Genomic DNA, 17,383 nt, shown 5'->3' with positions numbered 1-17,383 from the left:
CTCCTAAGCCGAAGCCCGATCGGCTTCCTGCTTTCTCAGGATGAACCGCTGGATCTTGCCGCTCGGCGTCTTCGGCAGCTCGGCGATGAACTCGATCTCGCGCGGATACGCATGCGCGGCCAGCCGGCGTTTCACCAGCTGCTGCAGTTCGCCCGCGAGCGCCTCGCTCGCCGCCACCTTGGCGCGCAGGACAACGAAGGCCTTGACGATCTCCGTGCGCTCGGGGTCGGGCTTGCCGATGACGGCCACCTCCGCGACGGCCGGGTGCTCCATGAGCGCGCTCTCGACATCGAAGGGGCCGATGCGGTAGCCGGCGGACGTGATGATGTCGTCGCCGCGCCCGACGAAGCTGATGCTGCCGTCCTCGTTCAGCTCGACGGTGTCGCCGGTCAGGTAGTAGACGCCGGTAAACGATTGCGTCGCCTGCTTCCAGTAGCCCGGAAAGTAATACAGCGGCGAGCGGCTGCGGTCGATGGCCAGCGTGCCCGGGATGCCCGGTGCGAGTTCGTGGCCCGCGTCGTCGAGCACCGCGACGCGCACGCCGGGCAACGGAAAGCCTGCGCTGCCAGGATGCACCGCGTGCTTCAGCCCATGGAAGTTGCACACCACCATGCCGATCTCGGTCTGGCCGTAGTGGTCGCCGATCGGGCAATCGAGTGCGTCGCGGAACCAGCGCATCACCTCGGGGTTGAGCGGCTCGCCCGCGCTGCTGACCACGCGCAGCTTGCCGCGAATGCGTGCGGCCAGTTGCGGGTCGGCGGCCATCATGAGGCGGAAGGCGGTCGGTGCGCCGGCGAGGTTGGTGATCTCGTATTTCTCGATCAACCGGTAGGCGGTCTCGGCGGAGAACGGACCATCGTAGAAGAGCGTGGTGTTGCCGCTCAGCAGCGGCCCGATGGCGCCGAAGTAGAGCCCGTAGGCCCACCCCGGATCGGCGATGTTCCAGTAGGACTCGCCGTCGCGCAGGTCCACGGCCAGCCGCATGTACATGCCGATGGCCATCAGCGCGCGATGCGGCACGGCCACGCCCTTGGCCAGACCCGTCGTGCCCGAGGTGAACAGCATCATGCAGGCGTCGTCGCCGCCGCGCATGACGGGCTCGAACGATGGCGGTTGCTGCGCCATTTCGCTCAGGTAATCGACATCGCCCGGCGGCAGGTGTTCGTCCGCGCCGCGCGCGATCGTGACGATGCCGGGCCATGTCGCGCTGTCGTCGAGCTTGTGGCGGTTGGCCGTGTCGGTGACGATCAGCACCGCTTCGGAGGCCGTGACACGGTGCTCGATGGCCTTCGGACCGAAGGCCGTGAACAGCGGCTGGTACACCGCGCCCGCACGCCATGTGCCGAGGATCACTGCAAGCAGTTCGGGAATCCTCGGCAGCAGGCCCGCGACCCTGTCGCCGGGCTGGACGCCCCGGCTTGCGAGCAGGTTGGCGAAGCGCGCCGATTGGGCCTGCAGTTCTTCGTAGTTGAGCTCGCAGGTGTTGCCGTCCTTGTCCTCCCAGCGCAGGGCGATGCGGCCCGGCGCGACGTGCCGGTCGCAGGTCTCGACGCAGGCGTTGATGCCGTGCTCGAAGCTGCCTGCGAACGATGTCTTGAAGTCTTCGAGGTCGAAGGCCTCGACGAAGGACGCGTAGTCCGGGGCGGCAACTGGCGAAGAAGAATGGGGCGATGGCACGGTGCGTCCTTTGTCTCTCGTGGTGTTCGTGCGGCACTTGGGAGGCCGATTCGGCCGCACTTTATGCCGCGGGTTTCGATTGCGCATTGCGCGTTCCCGCCAATGTGATTGGCGGGATTTGCCATGTCCTCGCGCGCAGCGGGCTAGTCCGGCAGCGTGGCTCTGTAGGCCCCGGGGCTGGCGCCGGTCCACTTGCGGAAGGCGCGATGGAACGCACTGGGCTCGGCGAAGCCGACCCTGGCGGCGATCTCGCTGACGCTGAGGCCCGAGTCGCTCAGCAGGCTGATCGAAAGATCGCGCCGCAGCGTGTCCTTGATGGCCTGGAAGGGCTCGCCTTCCATCGCGAGGCGCCGTATCAGTGTTCTCTCGGCGAGCCGGAGTTTTCGCGCCATGTCTGGCAGATCCGGCCACGCCGACGCGTCGGTGCCTCGCAGGACCTTGCGCACCCGCGCCGCGGCGCTGTCCTGGTCGCGGTACTTGACGAGAAAGTTCGTGGGTGCGCCGCGCAGGAAGCGCTGCAGTGTCTCTTCGTTCTGCACCACCGGCAGATCGAGAAATCGTTCCTCGAACACCAGCGCCGTGCGGTCGGCGCCGAAGCGGATTTCCTGGCCGAACAGCAGGCGGTACTCCTCGGGGCTGTCGGGCGACTCGGGCGAGAACTCGGCGCGCAGGATGGGGATGCGCCTGCCGACCAGCCAGCAGGCCACGCCGAAGAAGATCACCAGGATCGTGCCGTGCGCGAACAGGCGCTGCGCGCCGGGCCGTTCGTTCAAACGGAATGCAGCCTCGTGCGGCTGCCGCTGCCGCTCGATGGAAGGCTGCATGTCGTCCATCACGCCGCCGTAGAACCGCATGATCCGGCGCAGCGCCTGTTCCAGGTTCTTCGCGCCCAGTGCGCAGCGGCATGCGAGCGCGAAGCTTCCGTAGCGCACCGCGTGTGAGTCCATGCCGAAGAATTCGTCGCCCGTCTTCTCGGCCACCCCGTGCCACATGCGGCCATAGCTTTCCGGCGACACCCGCGCCTGGTCCTGGTGCAACAGCCCCGCCGGAATTCCGGCCGCGCCGAGGATGGCGCCGATGTCGACACCGCGCTGCGTGGCTTCGTGCAACGCTTCGCGCACGAAGCACATCGCGATGGTGTCGCCACCCCTCGTGTGCTCGGGCGTTTTCATGGTGCAGCGGCTCGGATCACGACTGGCAATCGGCCGCTTCGCGGCGCGTCATCTTCTTGTCCGACAGGTACTTGTCGGCATTCGACTTGACCAGCGGCTTGATGATCTGTTCGTCCGCCTGGACGAACTCCGAGCTGGCGTTCCACTTGCTGCCGTCCCAGGTCTGCACGCGCGCCCAGGCCGAACCCATGTGATCGGCGCAACTGGTGGCGAGAGGACGTATGACGTCGGCCAGCCCCAGGGCCTCCAGGCGCTTCGCATCCAGCGCCAGGTTTTCCAGGCCCCAGCGCACCTGCTCGCCGGTCATGACCTTGCCCTTGCCGAAGCGTTCCTGCGCGCGGCGCACACCTTCGACGGCGAGCATCTGCATCAGCATGCCGCGCACGTAGAGCACGGAGCCGACCTCGTCCCGCGGCCCGCTGCCGTTGCCCTTGTCGTGCACCTTCTGGAGGATGTCCTGCATGACCTTCAGTTGCTGGCCCGAGGCATGCAGCGTGAGGGCGTTGTAGCCCTTCGCGCCCTGCCCCACGTCCTTGACGTCGGGCTCGGCGCCCGACCACCACACGCCGTACATCTTCTCGCGCGGATAGCCCGTGGCCACGGCCTCCTTGAGCGCGGCCGAATTCATCACGCCCCAGCCCCACAGGATCACGTAGTCGGGGCGCTGCTGACGCACCTGCAGCCATGCCGACTTCTGCTCGATGCCCGGCGCGGTGACCGGAATGAGCGGCAGCTCAAAGCCGTGCATCTTCGCGCGCTCCTGCAGCAGCGGAATCGGCTCCTTGCCGAACGGCGAGTCGTGATAGACCAGCGCGATCTTCTTGCCCTTGAGTTTGTCCATGCCACCCTCCTTCTTGCCCAGGCCCTGGACGATGATGTCGGCCGCAGTCCAGTAGCTGCCCATCAGCGGAAAGTTCCATTTGAAGGACTGACCATCCTGCGAGATCGAGAGGCCGTAGCCGGGCGTAATGAGCGGCATCTTGTCGGCGGGCACCTTGTCGGTCAAGGCGAAGGTGACGCCCGTTGTCTGCGGCTCGAAGAGTGCCACGCCGGGGCGGCCCTTGAGCCGCTCATAGCACTCCACGCCCTTGTCGGTCGCGTAGCCGGTTTCGCATTCCTCGTAGGTCAGCTTGACGCCGTTGACGCCGCCGTCGCGGGCATTGACGAGCTTGATGTAGTCCTGCTTGCCGTTGGCCAGGGGCGTGCCATTGGGGGCATAGGGGCCGGTGCGGTAGACCAGCAGCGGAAAGAACTGCTCCTTGGCTTGTGCATGTGCGGGCGTCGGTACGAGCACGCTGCCGAAGGCGCCGGCGAGCAAGGCGGTGGTCAGTGCGAGCGATTTCAGTGTCATGGCTGTCTCCTTGTGAGGTACCTGGGTACCGGATCTTCGAGATCTCGATGGCGCGAAGTGCCTGCGCATCGAAATTCGGGCCGATGGTAGAAACCGCTTTGACGGGGACTTGTCTTGCCGATAACAATCCAAGGGAAGTTCCCTATCCGTACGTCCCCATCTCTCATGAGCACCAGCAAAAGTCTCCCCGCAAGACGGCGTCCTGCCACCACCGCGGAACTGCAAGGCATCCCGTGGCTGCCTTCGCTGTCGGCGGCAGAGCGCGAGCGCGCGGTGGCCGAGCTTGTGGTCGGAGAGGTTCTTCCCGGCGAGCACGTGTGCCGCCTCGGCCGTCCGGCGACCTACTGGTTCGGCGTGCTGCACGGCCTGCTCAAGATGAGCAGCAACAACAAGGCCGGCCAGACCATGACCTTCCTGGGCGTTCCGCCAGGCGGATGGTTCGGCGAAGGCACGATGATCAAGAGGGAACCCTACCGCTACGACTCCCAGGCGTTGCGATTGAGCCTGGTGGGGGCGCTTCCTGTCGACACCTTCCATTGGCTGCTGGATCACTCGATCGGCTTCAACCGCTTCGTGATGGGGCAGCTCAATGAGCGGTTGGGGCAGTTCATCGGTGCACTGGAAATCGACCGCATGACCGACATCGACGCCCGGGTGGCGCGAAGCCTCAGCGCTCTGTTCAATCCGGTGCTGTATCCCGGCGTGGGCGACATGCTGCGCATCACGCAGCAGGAACTCGCGTCCATCGCGGGCCTGTCGCGCCCACGGGTCAACACGGCGCTCGCCGCGTTGCAGAAGAAGGGACTCATCCGCGTGGAGTACGGCGGGTTGAAGGTGCTGTCGCTTGAGGGCCTGCGCGGATCGGACTAGCTTTCGTCGGTGCCCCTGTGCCGGCACTGCTGCGTCGCAGCGTGACGGCGCCTAGCCAGGCGACGTGCAGGTGAAGCTGGACGCCACATGTCGCGTCGGCATGTGAGAAGAGCCATCTTCATTTTTTGTCTCATTGTTGGGGCAATGCCCCCGTGAACGCGCACGCTGACGCGGAAAGCGCTCATGCGGCGGGCGTGAAAAGCACCGTGCCTTGTGCGAGCACGCTGGTCCGGTCGTCCGCGCTCTTGATCGCGCCTTGCAATTCGAGAACGCAGCCGCCCTTCGCATGCGTGGCCATCGATGTCACGCGCCACTCGATGAGCACGGTCTCGCTCGCCCGCACGGGACGCAGCAGGTCGACCGAGAAGTTCATGCCCAGCACCTTCCCCTTCGTGGCGAAGTGGCTGGCGGTCAGCCCCATCAACAGCGAGGTGGTGTGGGTCGCGCTGGCGATCAATCCGCCGAAGCGCGTGCCCTGTGCAAACGCGGCATCGTGGTGCAGCGGGTTCTCGTCTCCCGCGGCCAGCGCGAAGGCACGCACTTGCGCTTCGTCGAAGGTGTGAGGTCGCGAGAAGCGATAGCCGGGCCCGACCGGCCCCAGGGCCGCGGCCGCTTCGCACTCAGCCATGGCTGGCGAGCCGGGTGATGGCGTCCTGGCTTCCGGCCTGCTGGCGCAAGCGAAACTTCTGGATCTTTCCCGTGGCCGTCTTCGGCAAGGGCGTGAAGATCACGCGGCGCGGACACTTGAAGTGCGCCAGCCGCTCGCGGCAGAACGAAATGATCTCCTGCTCGGTGGGCGCGGCGACACCGGTCTTGAGTTCGATGAACACGCACGGCACCTCGCCCCACTTGGGGTCGGGCTGGGCCACCACGGCGGCGTGCAGCACCGCCGGGTGTCCATGGACGACATCTTCGATTTCGACCGACGAGATGTTCTCGCCGCCCGAGATGATCACGTCCTTCGACCGGTCGGTGATCTGCGCATACCCGTTGGCGTGCAGGACCGCGACGTCGCCGGTGCGGAACCAGCCGTCCGCGAGCGCCTTGCGCGTTGCGGCCTCGTTCTTGAAGTAGCCCATCATCACGGTGTTGCCGCGCAGCATGAGCTCCCCTGCCGACTTGCCGTCGGGCACGACGGGTTCGAGGGTGTCGGCGTCGCCGACCATGAGGCCTTCGAACATGGCGGCGCGCACGCCCTGGCGCACGCGCAGCGCGCCCTGCTCAGCGGGCGCCAGGTCGTCCCAGCCGTCCTGCCACACGCAACTCACGGGCGTGCCCGAAACCTCCGTGATGCCGAAGACGTGCTCCACGTCGAAGCCCATCGCCAGCACCGCATTCAGCACGGCGAGCGGCGGCGGAGAACCGGCCGTGAGCACGCGCACGGGGCGCTGCAACCGGGTGTCTTTTGCTGTGTCCGCGAGCATCGCCATCACGACCGGCGCTGCGCAGAGGTGATCGATCTGGTGGCGCTCGATGGCCTCCAGCACTGCTTCGGCGGACACCCGGCGCAGGCAGACATGGGTGCCCGCAGCCGCGGTGACGGCCCAGGTGAAGCACCATCCGTTCGCGTGGAACATGGGCAAGGTCCACAGGTACTTCGGCGCCCGTGGCATCGCCCAGTTCGTGATCTGCAGCAGGCTCATGAGGTAGGTGCCGCGATGGCTGGCGACCACGCCCTTGGGGTCTCCGGTGGTGCCGGAGGTGTAGTTCAGGGCGATGGGTTGCCACTCGTCGCTGGGCCACCGGCCGGCAAAGTCCGGGTCTCCGCTCGCCAGCAGCGATTCGTAGTCGGTCTCGCCGATGGGGTCGCCCGGTGGTGCGAGGTGGTCGTTGATGTCGATGACCGCAGGCGCACTGTCGAGCAGTTTCAAGGCTGCGGCCACCGTGGCAGCGAACTCGCGGTCGACCAACAGCAACTTGCACTCGCCGTGACGCAGGATGAACGCGATGCCTTCGGCGTCGAGGCGATGGTTGATCGCGTTGAGCACTGCGCCGGCCAGCGGAATGCCGAAGTGGGCCTCCAGCATGGCCGGCGTGTTGGGCGCGAGCACCGACACGGTGTCGCCCGGCGCGATGCCGCGCATCGCCAGCGCCGACGCCAGGCGATGGCACCGCTCGCGCGTCTGCGCCCAGGTTCGCGTCAGCTCGCCGTGCACCACCGCCACGCGGTTCGGATGCGCGAGCGCCGCGCGGTCGAGAAAGCCCAGCGGCGTGAGCGGCACATGATTTGCCGCGCAGCGTTCGAGGCCCCGTGCATAGGATGGCGCGCTCATGCGGTGGTCTCCTTGGAGGTGTCGTGGAAGGTCGTGAAGGCGGACACGGGCTCGCGCTCGGTGACGAGCGAGTTCTCGACCGACGAGGTGTCGGCGTAGCCCAGGCTCATGCCGCAGACCAGCATCTGGCCGGCCGGAATGTCCAGCAGGTCCGCGATCTGGCGATGGAATTTCAGGAACGCGGCTTGTGGGCAGGTGTGGAGGTTGCGGCCGCGCGCGGCCACCATCACGCTCTGCAGGAACATGCCGTAGTCCAGCAGGCTGCCCTCCTGGAGTTCGCGGTCCACCGTGAAGAACAGGCCCACGGGCGCATCGAAGAAGCGGTAGTTGCGACCGTGCTGCAGGTGCATGCGCTGCTTGTCGCCCTTGGCGATGCCGAGCAAACCGTAGAGGTCCCAGCCGACCTTGCGGCGCCGCTCCAGGTACGGCGAAAACCATTCGCGCGGGTAGTAGTCGTAGGGCTCGAGCAGCTCGCCCGACCGGCCGGGGTCGTCGTCGAGTGCAGCAATCGCCGCCGACAGACGGGCCTTGGCAGGCCCTGTCAGCACATGCACATGCCAGGGCTGCATGTTCATGCCGGAGGCGCTGTAGCGCGCGGTCGAGAGGATCGCCTCGACCTCTTCCCGGGGCACCGGCAGGGGCAAGAACGCCCGGACGCTGCGCCGGGTGGCAATGGCCCAGTCGACCGCTGCGCGCAGCGCGTATGCATCCAGCGGTGGCGCCATCATTCGGTTCATTGAGGTTTCCTTGCTATTTCGATGCCGTGCGAATCGCCCCGTCCACACGGCCTGCTTCGCCGGTGGCTGCGCGCGCGGCCCTGGCCTGGGTGGACGCGGCGCGCGATTGGTTCACGAACGACACCGCTGCCGCGCCGATGACACCGGCCAACGCGATCGCCATGAAGTTCTGCTCGATGGGCAAGCTCAGCGACACGAGCCAGCCGATCAGGATCGGCGCGGCAATGGCGCCGATGCGGCCGACACCCGAGGCGAAGCCGACGCCCGTCGAACGCACGGCCGGTGGATAGAAATCGCCGGCATACGCGTAGGCCAGCAATTGCGTTCCGAGCGTGGACGCGCCCACCACGAACACCGCAACGAACAGCAGCTCGGTCGATTTCGTGTACGCGAGCGCGGCCAGCGACGCGGCCCCGACCACGTAGAACGCCACCAGCACATGCTTGATGTTGAACCTGTCGCTCAGCAGGCCGCCGCCGATCGCGCCCACGATCGCGCCGACGTTGAAGACGATCACGAAGTTCAGGGCCGAGCCCAGGCTGTATCCCGCCATGGCCATGAGCTTGGTCAGCCAGGAGTTCAGCGCGTAGACCATGAACAGCCCCGTCATGAAAGCCACCCAGATCATCACGGTGCTGAACGCGCGTCCGGCGTCGAACAGGGTGCGCACTGGCGCGTCGTGCAAGCGGTCGGTGGACGCGCCGACATACACGGTGCCGGCTGCGTTCGGCTGCTCCGGCGCGAGCCGGGCCGCGATCTCGCCGAGCTGCCGCTGGTCACCCTTCTTGAGAAGAAACGACAGCGATTCGGGCATCGTTTTCAGGATGAGCGGAATCAGCAGCACGGGCAGGCCGGCCACATAGAACACCCATTGCCATCCGTGGCTCTCGATGAGCTGCTTGGCAGTGAGCGCGACCAGAATGCCGCCCACGGAGTAGCCCGCGAAAACCATCGTCACCAGGCGCGTGCGCAGCTTCGCCGGTGCGAACTCTCCCATCTGCGCGGTCACGATGGGCAACACCCCGCCGATGCCGAGGCCCGCGATGAAGCGGGCGACGCTGAAGCCGATGGGTTCGGTGGCCAGCCCGGTCAGCGCGGTGAAGACACTGAAGAGCGCGACGCACACCGCGATCATGCGAGGGCGGCCGATGCGGTCTGCCAGGGTGCCCAGGAAGATCGCGCCCAGCATGGTCCCGAACAACGCCGAGCCGGCCACGCCGGCGCTCGTGGCATCGACGCCCATGTCTTTCATGATCGATGGCAGCGCGGCGCCCACGACCGCCAGGTCGTAGCCGTCGATGACCAGGATCAGCACGCACCACCAGAGCACGAGCCCGTGGAAACGGTTGAACCGCGAGTGCCCCGCCAACGCGTGGATGTCGACCTGATTGCCGGTCTGCTGCATGTTTTGTCTCCTGTCGTTTTTGCAATCGCGAGTTGCGATGTCGACGGGAGGTTAGTTCTGCAGGCGGCGCGCTTCCATGCCCGCGCGTCTCGATCTGGATGGGGCGTTCGGACATGCCGGCATCACCAGCCAGCGTCGGCGAGCGCCGCAGCTTCGGCTTATTCCGGCGTGGGCGCGGACGAACGATAGGCGCCGGGGCTGACGCCTGTCCATTTCTTGAAGGCGCGATGGAAGGCGCTGGTTTCCTGGAAGCCGGTGCGCGCGGCGACTTCGGCCACCGTCAGCGAGGCGCTCGACAAGAGGTCGATGGCGATGTCCCGCCGCAGGTCGTCCTTCACGCGCTGGTAGCTCACGCCCTCCTGTTGCAAGCGGCGTTGCAGCGTGGTGCCGGAAACGCAGAGTTCCTGCGCGAGCTTTTCGAGTTCGGGCCACGCCTCGGGCATCTGGCTGCGCAACCTGTTGCGCACCTGGGCGCTGGTGCTTGCATCGTTGCGGTACTTGACCAGCAGGTTGGCCGGCGCTTCCCTCAGGAAGTTGTCGACCGTGGCGGGCGACTCTGCGATCTTCAGGTCCAGCAGCTCGCTGGCGAAGCTGATGTGCGTGGTTTCGCCGTTGAACTTCACGTTCTCGCAGAAGCGCGTGCGGTAGTGGCTGTCGTCGCCGGGCGGCGGGCATCGGAACTGCATCTCGCGCAGAGGAATGCGCCGGTGCACGAGCCAGCACGCCAGGCCGTGGACCAGGATGAACCAGGTCCCGTAGCCGAACAGCCGGCGCAGCACGCCGCCGTCATGCAGCACGACGCGCGCCTCGTCGCCATCGCAGACCAGCTCGCCGCGGAAGTCGTCCAACGTGGCGTGGAGGAACCTCAGGATGCGGCGCAGCGCATGCGCCAGGTTGTCGGCGTTGACGGCGGCGCGCGTCATGAGCGCATAGCTGCCGCGGCGAAGCCCGTGGCTGTCGAGGCCGAAGAACTCGTCGTCCATCAGGTCGGCCAGCGCCACCCACATGTGCGAGTACGCAGCCGCCGAGATGCGTGCACGCGGCGCGTTCAACAGCTCGCGGTCGATCTTGGCGCTTTCGAGGACGCTGCTGATGTCCATGTTTCTCAGCGCCGCGGCGTGGATCGCCTCGTGCACCAGTTCGATGGACACGGTTCCCTTCTGGCCTGCAGACTTCATACGGACTCAGCTGATCGGGGAATCCGACGCGCCCGGGGCCGCCGGGGAAAGTCCCGACAGGACGGCGCTGCGGCAGGCGTCCAGGATTTCATCGGCGAGCGGCGAATCGTCAGGACAGGCCCGCGACAGCACGATGGCACCGACGACCTGCGCAATGAGGGCGATCCGCCGGGCGCGTGCCTTGGCGCGCTGCTTGCCTCGTTCGGGCGCGTCGAACGGGGCGCCCAGCGTGCCGAGCACGCTTTCGATGCCGGTCGCGAACGCCGTCTTGATCGCCTCCGGCTGGCGGCCGGCGTCGGCGCACAGCGCGGCCATCGTGCAGCCGTCGCCGGGCGCGTCGCGGTGCTCGCGGGACAGGTACTGCTTGACGAACGCGACCGCATCGGCGCCGTCGGCTTTGGCGGCTGTCTGCGCAAAACCGCAGGTCGCGGCTTGCGCCATCAGGTCGGCCTTGGATTCGAAGTGCTTGTAGAACCCGCCGTGGGTGAAGCCTGCGAACGCCATCAGGTCGGCGATTCCCACGCCGTCGTAGCCGCGCTCGCGAAACAGCGTGGAAGCCGTCTCGACGATGTGCGCCCGGTTCGCCTGGGCCTGCGCTTTGGTGACCTTCATGTCCAGGACCTCTCTAGATGTGCCATCAGTGAAGCCATGAATATACATTGATGTTATTCATCATCAAAGTCCTTGACAACAAAGATGACGATCGACATCATTGAGCCAACTTCCCATCAAGAGCACAACACATGACCTCCTCTTCCACTGTTCTCATCACGGGCGCCTCGACCGGCATTGGCGCCATCTATGCCGACCGCTTCGCACGCCGCGGCCACGACCTTGTGCTGGTGGCACGCGACAAGGCGCGGCTGGAAACGCTCGCGGCGCGCCTGCGTGAGGAAACCGGCGTTGCCGTCGATATCCTTGCGGCCGATCTGACCCAGCCCGGCGACCTGGCCGCCGTCGAGACGCGCCTGCGCGAGGACGCCAGGATCGACACCCTGATCAACAACGCCGGGGCCGCGCTGTCCGGCGCGTTCATCGACCAATCGACAGACGATGTCGCCCGCCTGATCGCCCTCAACACCACCTCACTGGTACGGCTGTCCAGTGCCATCGCTCCGCGCCTGGTGCAGGCCGGCAAAGGCGCGATCGTCAACATCGGCTCGGTGGTCGGCCTGGCGCCCGAGTTCGGCATGTCGGTCTACGGCGCGACCAAGGCCTTCGTGCTGTTCCTGTCCCAGGGGTTGAGCCTGGAGCTCGCGCCCAAGGGCGTCTACGTACAGGCGGTGCTGCCGGCCGGCACCCGTACCGAGATCTGGGAGCGCGCGGGCGTCGATGTCAGTGCGATGCCGGACCTGATGGGAGTAGAAGAGCTGGTGGATGCCGCGCTGGCCGGATTCGACCGCCGTGAACTCGTGACCATCCCGCCGCTGCACGATGCCGCGCGCTGGGAAACGCTGAACGCGGCACGTCAGGCCCTGGTCGCGGACATCCGGCAGGCGCATGTGGCGCAGCGCTATCGCACCGCCGCCTGAATCGACAAAAGCCCCAGTACGAAAGGGACAGCACATGACATTCAAGGCACTGCTCGCCAGCAAGAACGGCGACACCATCTCAACCAACCTGGTCGACTTCAACGACGAGGACCTGATGCCGGGCGACGTCACCGTCGCGGTCGAGTACTCGACGGTGAACTACAAGGACGCGATGGCGCTCAGTGGCCGGTCGCCGGTCATTCGCCAGTTTCCGCTGATTCCGGGCATCGACTTTGCCGGCGTCGTCGAGTCGTCGACCTATCCCGGCCTCGTCGCGGGCGACCGTGTGCTGGCAACCGGCTGGGGACTGAGTCAGACGCACCACGGTGGCTTCGCGCAGAGGGCGCGGGTGAGCGGTGATTGGCTGGTCAAGGTGCCGGAGGCCTTTTCGACCCGGGACGCCATGGCCATCGGCACCGCCGGATTCACCGCCATGCTGTCCGTGCTCGCGCTGGAGCATGGCGGCCTGACGCCCGAGCGTGGCGACATCCTGGTGACCGGCGCCAATGGCGGCGCCGGCTCCGTGGCGATCGCGCTGCTGTCGGGCCTGGGCTATCGCGTGATCGCATCGACCGGGCGTCTCGATGAATCCGATTACCTGCGTGCGCTGGGCGCGGCGGACGTCATCGACCGCCACACCCTGTCCGAAGCGGGCGCACCGATCGCCAAGGAGCGATGGGCCGGGGCCATCGATTCGGTCGGCAGCCATACCTTGGCGAACGTCCTGGCGCAGACCCGGTATCGCGGCGTGGTCGCGGCCTTCGGCCTCGCACAGGGCGCGGACCTGCCGGCATCGGTTCTGCCCTTCATCCTGCGCAACGTCACCCTCGCCGGCATCGACTCGGTCAATGCGCCGCAGCCTGCGCGGCTGCAGGCGTGGTCGCGTCTGGCCAGCGACCTGGATCTGGGCAAGCTGGCACGGACCACCAAAGTGATCGGATTGGCAGAGGTTCCTGACGTCGCCAGCCAGGTACTCGCAGGGAGGGTCCAGGGGCGCACCATCGTGGATGTGAACGCCTGACCGGATCGCGCATGCCCTACATCGACGCTCCCAACCTCTCGATCGATGTCGACGGGACTGCATTCGCGTACCGCGACCTGGGGCCGCGCGATGGCGTGCCGCTGGTCCTGCTCAACCACTGGGGCGCGGTCCTCGACAATTTCGACCCGCGGATCGTCGATGGGCTTTCTCGCAGGCATCGCATCATCGCCATCGACTATCGGGGGATCGGCGCTTCAAGCGGAACAGCACCCGTGACCATCGATGCGATGGCACGAGACGCGATCGCGCTGATCCACGCACTGGGTTTCGAGAAGATCGATCTGCTCGGCTTCTCCCTCGGTGGATTCGTGGCGCAGGACATCGTGCTGAAAGCCCCCGGCCTGGTGCGCCGACTCATCCTGACCGGCACGGGGCCAGCAGGCGGCACAGGCATCGAACGGGTCGGAGCGGTCTCCTGGCCGCTGATGGTCAAGGGCTTGCTGACGCTGCGCGATCCGAAGACCTATCTGTTCTTCACCTCCACGGCCAATGGTCGCCACGCCGCGAAAGCCTTTCTGGAGCGACTGAAGGAGCGCAAGGCAGAGCGGGACAAGGGGCCGACGCCCCCTGCCTTCCTGCGGCAGCTGAAAGCCATCAAGGCCTGGGGCCGGCAGGCGCCCCAGGATCTGGGCGGCATCCGCATCCCTGTGTTGATCGCCAATGGCGACAACGACATCATGGTGCCCACCGTGAACAGTCACGACATGGCGCGTCGCATCCCAGGCTCACAACTGGTCATCTACAAAGACGCCGGGCATGGCGGGATTTTCCAGTACCACGGCGAGTTCGTGCCCAAGGCGCTGGCCTTTCTCAATGACTGAACGACGGCGTCCTTGGCGACCGCACCCCGCGGAGCGGGGCTGTCCGAAGCCCATTCAATCAAACACTCTGGAAAAAAGTCGCCCATGAAAGCGTTCATCATCGATCGTTACGGAAAGAATGAAGTTGGCCGCATCGGCGAAACGCCCGTGCCCGAGCTGCGGGACGATGACGTCCTGATCCAGATCCACGCGGCGAGCATCAATGCCCTGGACTCGAAGATCAAGAGCGGCGAATTCAAACTGATTCTTCCCTACCGCTTTCCCCTGATCCTGGGCAACGACCTGGCCGGTACGGTTGTGCGGGTCGGCGCTCGCGTTCGCAGCTTCAAACCGGGCGACGAGGTTTATGCGCGCCCCGACGACGATCGCATCGGCACCTTCGCCGAGTTCATTGCCGTCAAGGAATCGTCGCTGGCGCTGAAGCCAAGGAACCTCAGCATGGTCGAAGCCGCATCTCTTCCTCTGGTGGCCCTGACCGCCTGGCAGGTGCTGGTCGAAACCGCCCAGCTGAAAAAGGGGCAGAAGGTTTTGATCCATGCCGGCTCCGGCGGCGTCGGCACCATCGCCATCCAGCTTGCCAAGCATCTCGGGGCGTTCGTGGCCACGACCACCAGCACGGCCAACGTCGCCTGGGTGAAGGCCTTGGGCGCGGACGTCGTCATCGATTACAAGCAGCAGGACTTCGCCACGGTGCTCCGCGACTACGACGTGGTGCTGAACAGCCTCGGAAGCGGTGAGCTGAACAAATCCCTCCAGGTTCTCAAGCCGGGCGGGCATCTCATCTCCATCTCGGGGCCGCCCACTCCGGCGTTCGCCATCGCGCGAGGACTGGCCTGGCCGCTCAGGCAAGTGCTGCGCCTGTTGAGTTTCGGCATCAGGAACAAGGCAAAGAAGAACGGGGGCCAATACACCTTCGTCTTCATGCGGGCCGATGGGGCGCAGTTGCGCGAGATCACGGCCCTCATCGAGTCAGGCGCCATCCGCCAGGTCGTCGACAAGGTATTCCCGTTTCAGGACACCCACAAAGCTTTGGCTTACGTCGACAGTGGGCGCGCCAAGGGCAAGGTTGTGGTGCAAGTGGTGTAGCTGCCGCATGCCTGCAGCGGCGTCTTCGATCAGGCCCTTGCCCCGCTCACACGCCAATGGCGGCGTTCCAGAACGCGTTCGCGGCCTTCCCCAGAAGCTCGCTGTCGCGATAGAGCCTTATCTCCAGGGGGACTTCCCACTCGTTGCTCGCCGCAGCGACAAGCCGACCCTGGTCGATATCGTCCTCCACCAGCGTCTGCGGCAACCACGCGATCCCCCTGCCGTCCAGCACCATCGTTCGGAGAACAGAGGCGAGATGCGCCGTGAAGACGGCCTGCGCAGGAACCGACTCCAGCCTGCAGCCGATCACGGCGCGCATGATGCGTCCCAGCCCTGATTCCTCGGTGTACTGAAGCAGGGGGACCGCAGCGTCGCCTCGACGCGCGAGCTGATAGCGCGCCTGCCCCTTCTCGTCCGGCGCCGAGACCGGAATCAGCAGATCCTCACCGATCCGGGTCGACCTGTACGGCTCCGCATCCAGCGCCCCTTGCGCCTTGCTGTGCGCGTGGCTCAACACAAACTGAACCTTGCTTTGCAGCATGAGTGCTTCGCAACGCTGGAGCACGTCGGACATCAGTTGCACCGGCCCGAGCGTCGTGTTCGATTCGAGGCTTCGCAACCATCGCGGCAGAAAAGTGAACGAGAGCGCATGCGTGGACGCGATGCGCAAGGTGACCGAACTGGCCTCGGCGACCTTCTTGGCGTCACCCGGCACCCGCGCGACGCGAGCGATCAATTCCTGCGCCACGCCGGTGAACCATTCGCCGGCTTCGGTCAGCTGGGCGGGTTGCGAGCTCCGGTCGAAAAGCTCGGCGCCGATCCATTCCTCGAGGGCCCGAATGCGCCGGCTGAACGCGGGTTGGGAGCTGTGGCGGTCCTCTGCGGCGCGCGAAAAATTTCCCGTGGCAGCCAAGGCCACAAAGTCTTCAAGCCAGATCAGATTCATGTGCGGTTCGTCCAGTGCATGGAAGCAGCGAAAAGGAGCATTGGCCCCAAAACCCCGTGCGGCGGACCATCAAGGCTCTCAATCAAAGCCCCCTGGAGCCCGCCATGAAGATCGTCGAAATCCGCGAGAAAACCATTCCCATCAGCTCGCCCATCCGCAACGCCTACATCGACTTTAGCAAGATGACACTGAGTCTTGTCGCGGTGATCACCGACGTGATCCGCGACGGCAAGCCGGTGGTCGGCTATGGCTTCAATTCGAACGGCCGCTACGGCCAGGGCAAGCTGATGCGCGAGCGGTTCATTCCGCGCATCCTCGAAGCGGCCCCGTCGTCGCTCGTCGACGACACGGGCGACAACCTCGACCCGCACAAGATCTGGAACACGATGTTCACCAACGAAAAGCCGGGCGGCCATGGTGAACGCTCCGTGGCCATCGGCACGATCGACATGGCGGTGTGGGACGCCGTGGCCAAGATCGAAGGCAAGCCGCTCTTCCAGTTGCTCGCAGACCGCTACGGCGACGGCAAGCCGAACCGCAAGATTTTTGTCTACGCGGCGGGCGGCTACTACTACCCTGGGCAGGACCACCGGAAGCTCCAGGACGAGATGCGCAGCTACATCGACCGCGGCTACACGGTCGTCAAGAAAAAGATCGGCGGCGCCTCGCTCGACGAAGACCTTCGCCGCATCGACTCGATCATGGAAGTGCTGCAGGACGGCCAGAAGCTCTGCGTCGACGCGAACGGGCGCTTCGACCTTGAAACCGCCATCGCCTACGCCAAGGCGCTGTCGCAATACGACCTGTTCTGGTACGAGGAGCCGGGCGACCCGCTGGACTTCGAACTCCAGGCGGCGCTGCGCAACTTCTACAAGAACCCGATGGCCACGGGCGAAGACCTTTTCTCGATGCAGGACGCGCGCAACCTCATTCGCTACGGCGGCATGCGCCCCGACCGCGACTGGCTGCAGTTCGACTGCGCGCTGAGCTACGGCCTGGTCGAGTACCTGCGCACGCTCGACATGCTCAAGGAGCACGGCTGGTCGGCGAGTCGCTGCATCCCGCACGGCGGACACCAGATGTCGCTGAACATCGCCGCCGGGCTCGGACTGGGCGGCAACGAGTCCTACCCCGACCTGTTCCAGCCGTTCGGCGGATTCCCCGATGGCGTGAAGGTCGAGAACAGCCATGTGACGCTGCCTGACCTGCCTGGCATCGGCTTCGAAGGCAAGGCCGATCTGTACCGCGAGATGCAGGCGCTGTCGGCCTGACACAAACAACCCCAAGGAGACA

The 17,383-nt window shown here is 65.9% G+C and carries 16 protein-coding genes; 6 read left to right on the top strand and 10 right to left on the bottom strand.

Going from position 1 to position 17,383, the window contains the following annotated elements; genetic code table 11:
* Nucleotides 1–3 precede the first annotated feature (3 nt).
* The 3 genes from AAG801_RS08385 to AAG801_RS08375 all read right to left on the bottom strand — a co-directional run bounded on the left by AAG801_RS08385 (nucleotide 4) and on the right by AAG801_RS08375 (nucleotide 4,200).
* Entirely contained in the window at nucleotides 4–1,677 is a 1,674-nt protein-coding gene (locus AAG801_RS08385; RefSeq protein WP_341887994.1) for an AMP-binding protein, read from the bottom strand.
* Between the two features lie 143 nt (nucleotides 1,678–1,820).
* Nucleotides 1,821–2,849 (bottom strand): AraC family transcriptional regulator, encoded by a 1,029-nt coding sequence (locus tag AAG801_RS08380; protein WP_341887993.1) that lies wholly within the window; start codon nucleotides 2,847–2,849, stop codon nucleotides 1,821–1,823.
* Between the two features lie 16 nt (nucleotides 2,850–2,865).
* Nucleotides 2,866–4,200 (bottom strand): ABC transporter substrate-binding protein, encoded by a 1,335-nt coding sequence (locus AAG801_RS08375; RefSeq protein WP_341887992.1) that lies wholly within the window; start codon nucleotides 4,198–4,200, stop codon nucleotides 2,866–2,868.
* 165 nt (nucleotides 4,201–4,365) lie between these two features.
* On the opposite strand from AAG801_RS08375, the gene AAG801_RS08370 reads away from it, so the two are divergent.
* The gene (locus AAG801_RS08370) at nucleotides 4,366–5,070 is read left to right on the top strand and encodes a Crp/Fnr family transcriptional regulator (protein WP_341887991.1); all 705 of its coding nucleotides are present in this window, start codon (nucleotides 4,366–4,368) and stop codon (nucleotides 5,068–5,070) included.
* Between the two features lie 181 nt (nucleotides 5,071–5,251).
* On the opposite strand, the gene AAG801_RS08365 is transcribed toward AAG801_RS08370, so the two are convergent.
* From AAG801_RS08365 to AAG801_RS08340, 6 genes are all read right to left on the bottom strand, one after another.
* A complete protein-coding gene (locus tag AAG801_RS08365) occupies nucleotides 5,252–5,698 on the bottom strand; it encodes a MaoC family dehydratase (RefSeq protein WP_341887990.1) in 447 nt (148 codons plus the stop codon).
* Nucleotides 5,691–7,343 (bottom strand): AMP-binding protein, encoded by a 1,653-nt coding sequence (locus tag AAG801_RS08360; RefSeq protein WP_341887989.1) that lies wholly within the window; start codon nucleotides 7,341–7,343, stop codon nucleotides 5,691–5,693. The genes AAG801_RS08365 and AAG801_RS08360 overlap by 8 nt, the downstream gene beginning before the upstream one ends.
* Nucleotides 7,340–8,080, bottom strand: coding sequence for a nitroreductase (locus AAG801_RS08355; RefSeq protein ID WP_341887988.1), 741 nt, complete (start codon nucleotides 8,078–8,080; stop codon nucleotides 7,340–7,342). The genes AAG801_RS08360 and AAG801_RS08355 overlap by 4 nt, the downstream gene beginning before the upstream one ends.
* Before the next feature lie 13 nt (nucleotides 8,081–8,093).
* Nucleotides 8,094–9,485 carry an MFS transporter gene (locus AAG801_RS08350; RefSeq protein ID WP_341887987.1) on the bottom strand — a complete coding sequence of 464 codons (1,392 nt, stop codon included), beginning with the start codon at nucleotides 9,483–9,485 and terminating at the stop codon, nucleotides 8,094–8,096.
* A gap of 158 nt (nucleotides 9,486–9,643) precedes the next feature.
* Complete coding sequence (locus AAG801_RS08345) at nucleotides 9,644–10,663, bottom strand: AraC family transcriptional regulator (protein WP_341887986.1); 1,020 nt, start codon at nucleotides 10,661–10,663, stop codon at nucleotides 9,644–9,646.
* A 6-nt stretch (nucleotides 10,664–10,669) separates the two neighbouring features.
* A complete protein-coding gene (locus AAG801_RS08340; protein WP_341887985.1) occupies nucleotides 10,670–11,275 on the bottom strand; it encodes a TetR family transcriptional regulator in 606 nt (201 codons plus the stop codon).
* A 131-nt stretch (nucleotides 11,276–11,406) separates the two neighbouring features.
* Between AAG801_RS08340 and AAG801_RS08335 the strand changes: the two genes are divergently transcribed.
* The 4 genes from AAG801_RS08335 to AAG801_RS08320 all read left to right on the top strand — a co-directional run bounded on the left by AAG801_RS08335 (nucleotide 11,407) and on the right by AAG801_RS08320 (nucleotide 15,144).
* The gene (locus AAG801_RS08335; protein WP_341887984.1) at nucleotides 11,407–12,195 is read left to right on the top strand and encodes an SDR family oxidoreductase; all 789 of its coding nucleotides are present in this window, start codon (nucleotides 11,407–11,409) and stop codon (nucleotides 12,193–12,195) included.
* A 34-nt stretch (nucleotides 12,196–12,229) separates the two neighbouring features.
* A complete protein-coding gene (locus AAG801_RS08330) occupies nucleotides 12,230–13,216 on the top strand; it encodes an MDR family oxidoreductase (protein WP_341887983.1) in 987 nt (328 codons plus the stop codon).
* A gap of 11 nt (nucleotides 13,217–13,227) precedes the next feature.
* Nucleotides 13,228–14,058 (top strand): alpha/beta hydrolase, encoded by an 831-nt coding sequence (locus tag AAG801_RS08325; RefSeq protein WP_341887982.1) that lies wholly within the window; start codon nucleotides 13,228–13,230, stop codon nucleotides 14,056–14,058.
* Between the two features lie 84 nt (nucleotides 14,059–14,142).
* Nucleotides 14,143–15,144 (top strand): NADP-dependent oxidoreductase, encoded by a 1,002-nt coding sequence (locus AAG801_RS08320; protein WP_341887981.1) that lies wholly within the window; start codon nucleotides 14,143–14,145, stop codon nucleotides 15,142–15,144.
* A 46-nt stretch (nucleotides 15,145–15,190) separates the two neighbouring features.
* Here the strand turns inward: AAG801_RS08320 and AAG801_RS08315 are convergent, their stop codons facing one another.
* Complete coding sequence (locus tag AAG801_RS08315; protein WP_341887980.1) at nucleotides 15,191–16,090, bottom strand: LysR family transcriptional regulator; 900 nt, start codon at nucleotides 16,088–16,090, stop codon at nucleotides 15,191–15,193.
* Between the two features lie 104 nt (nucleotides 16,091–16,194).
* Between AAG801_RS08315 and AAG801_RS08310 the strand changes: the two genes are divergently transcribed.
* The gene (locus tag AAG801_RS08310; RefSeq protein ID WP_101489865.1) at nucleotides 16,195–17,361 is read left to right on the top strand and encodes a mandelate racemase/muconate lactonizing enzyme family protein; all 1,167 of its coding nucleotides are present in this window, start codon (nucleotides 16,195–16,197) and stop codon (nucleotides 17,359–17,361) included.
* Nucleotides 17,362–17,383 lie beyond the last annotated feature (22 nt).

Source organism: Variovorax sp. YR752 (genome assembly GCF_943372545.1).
This window is presented reverse-complemented; position numbering and strand designations above follow the sequence as displayed.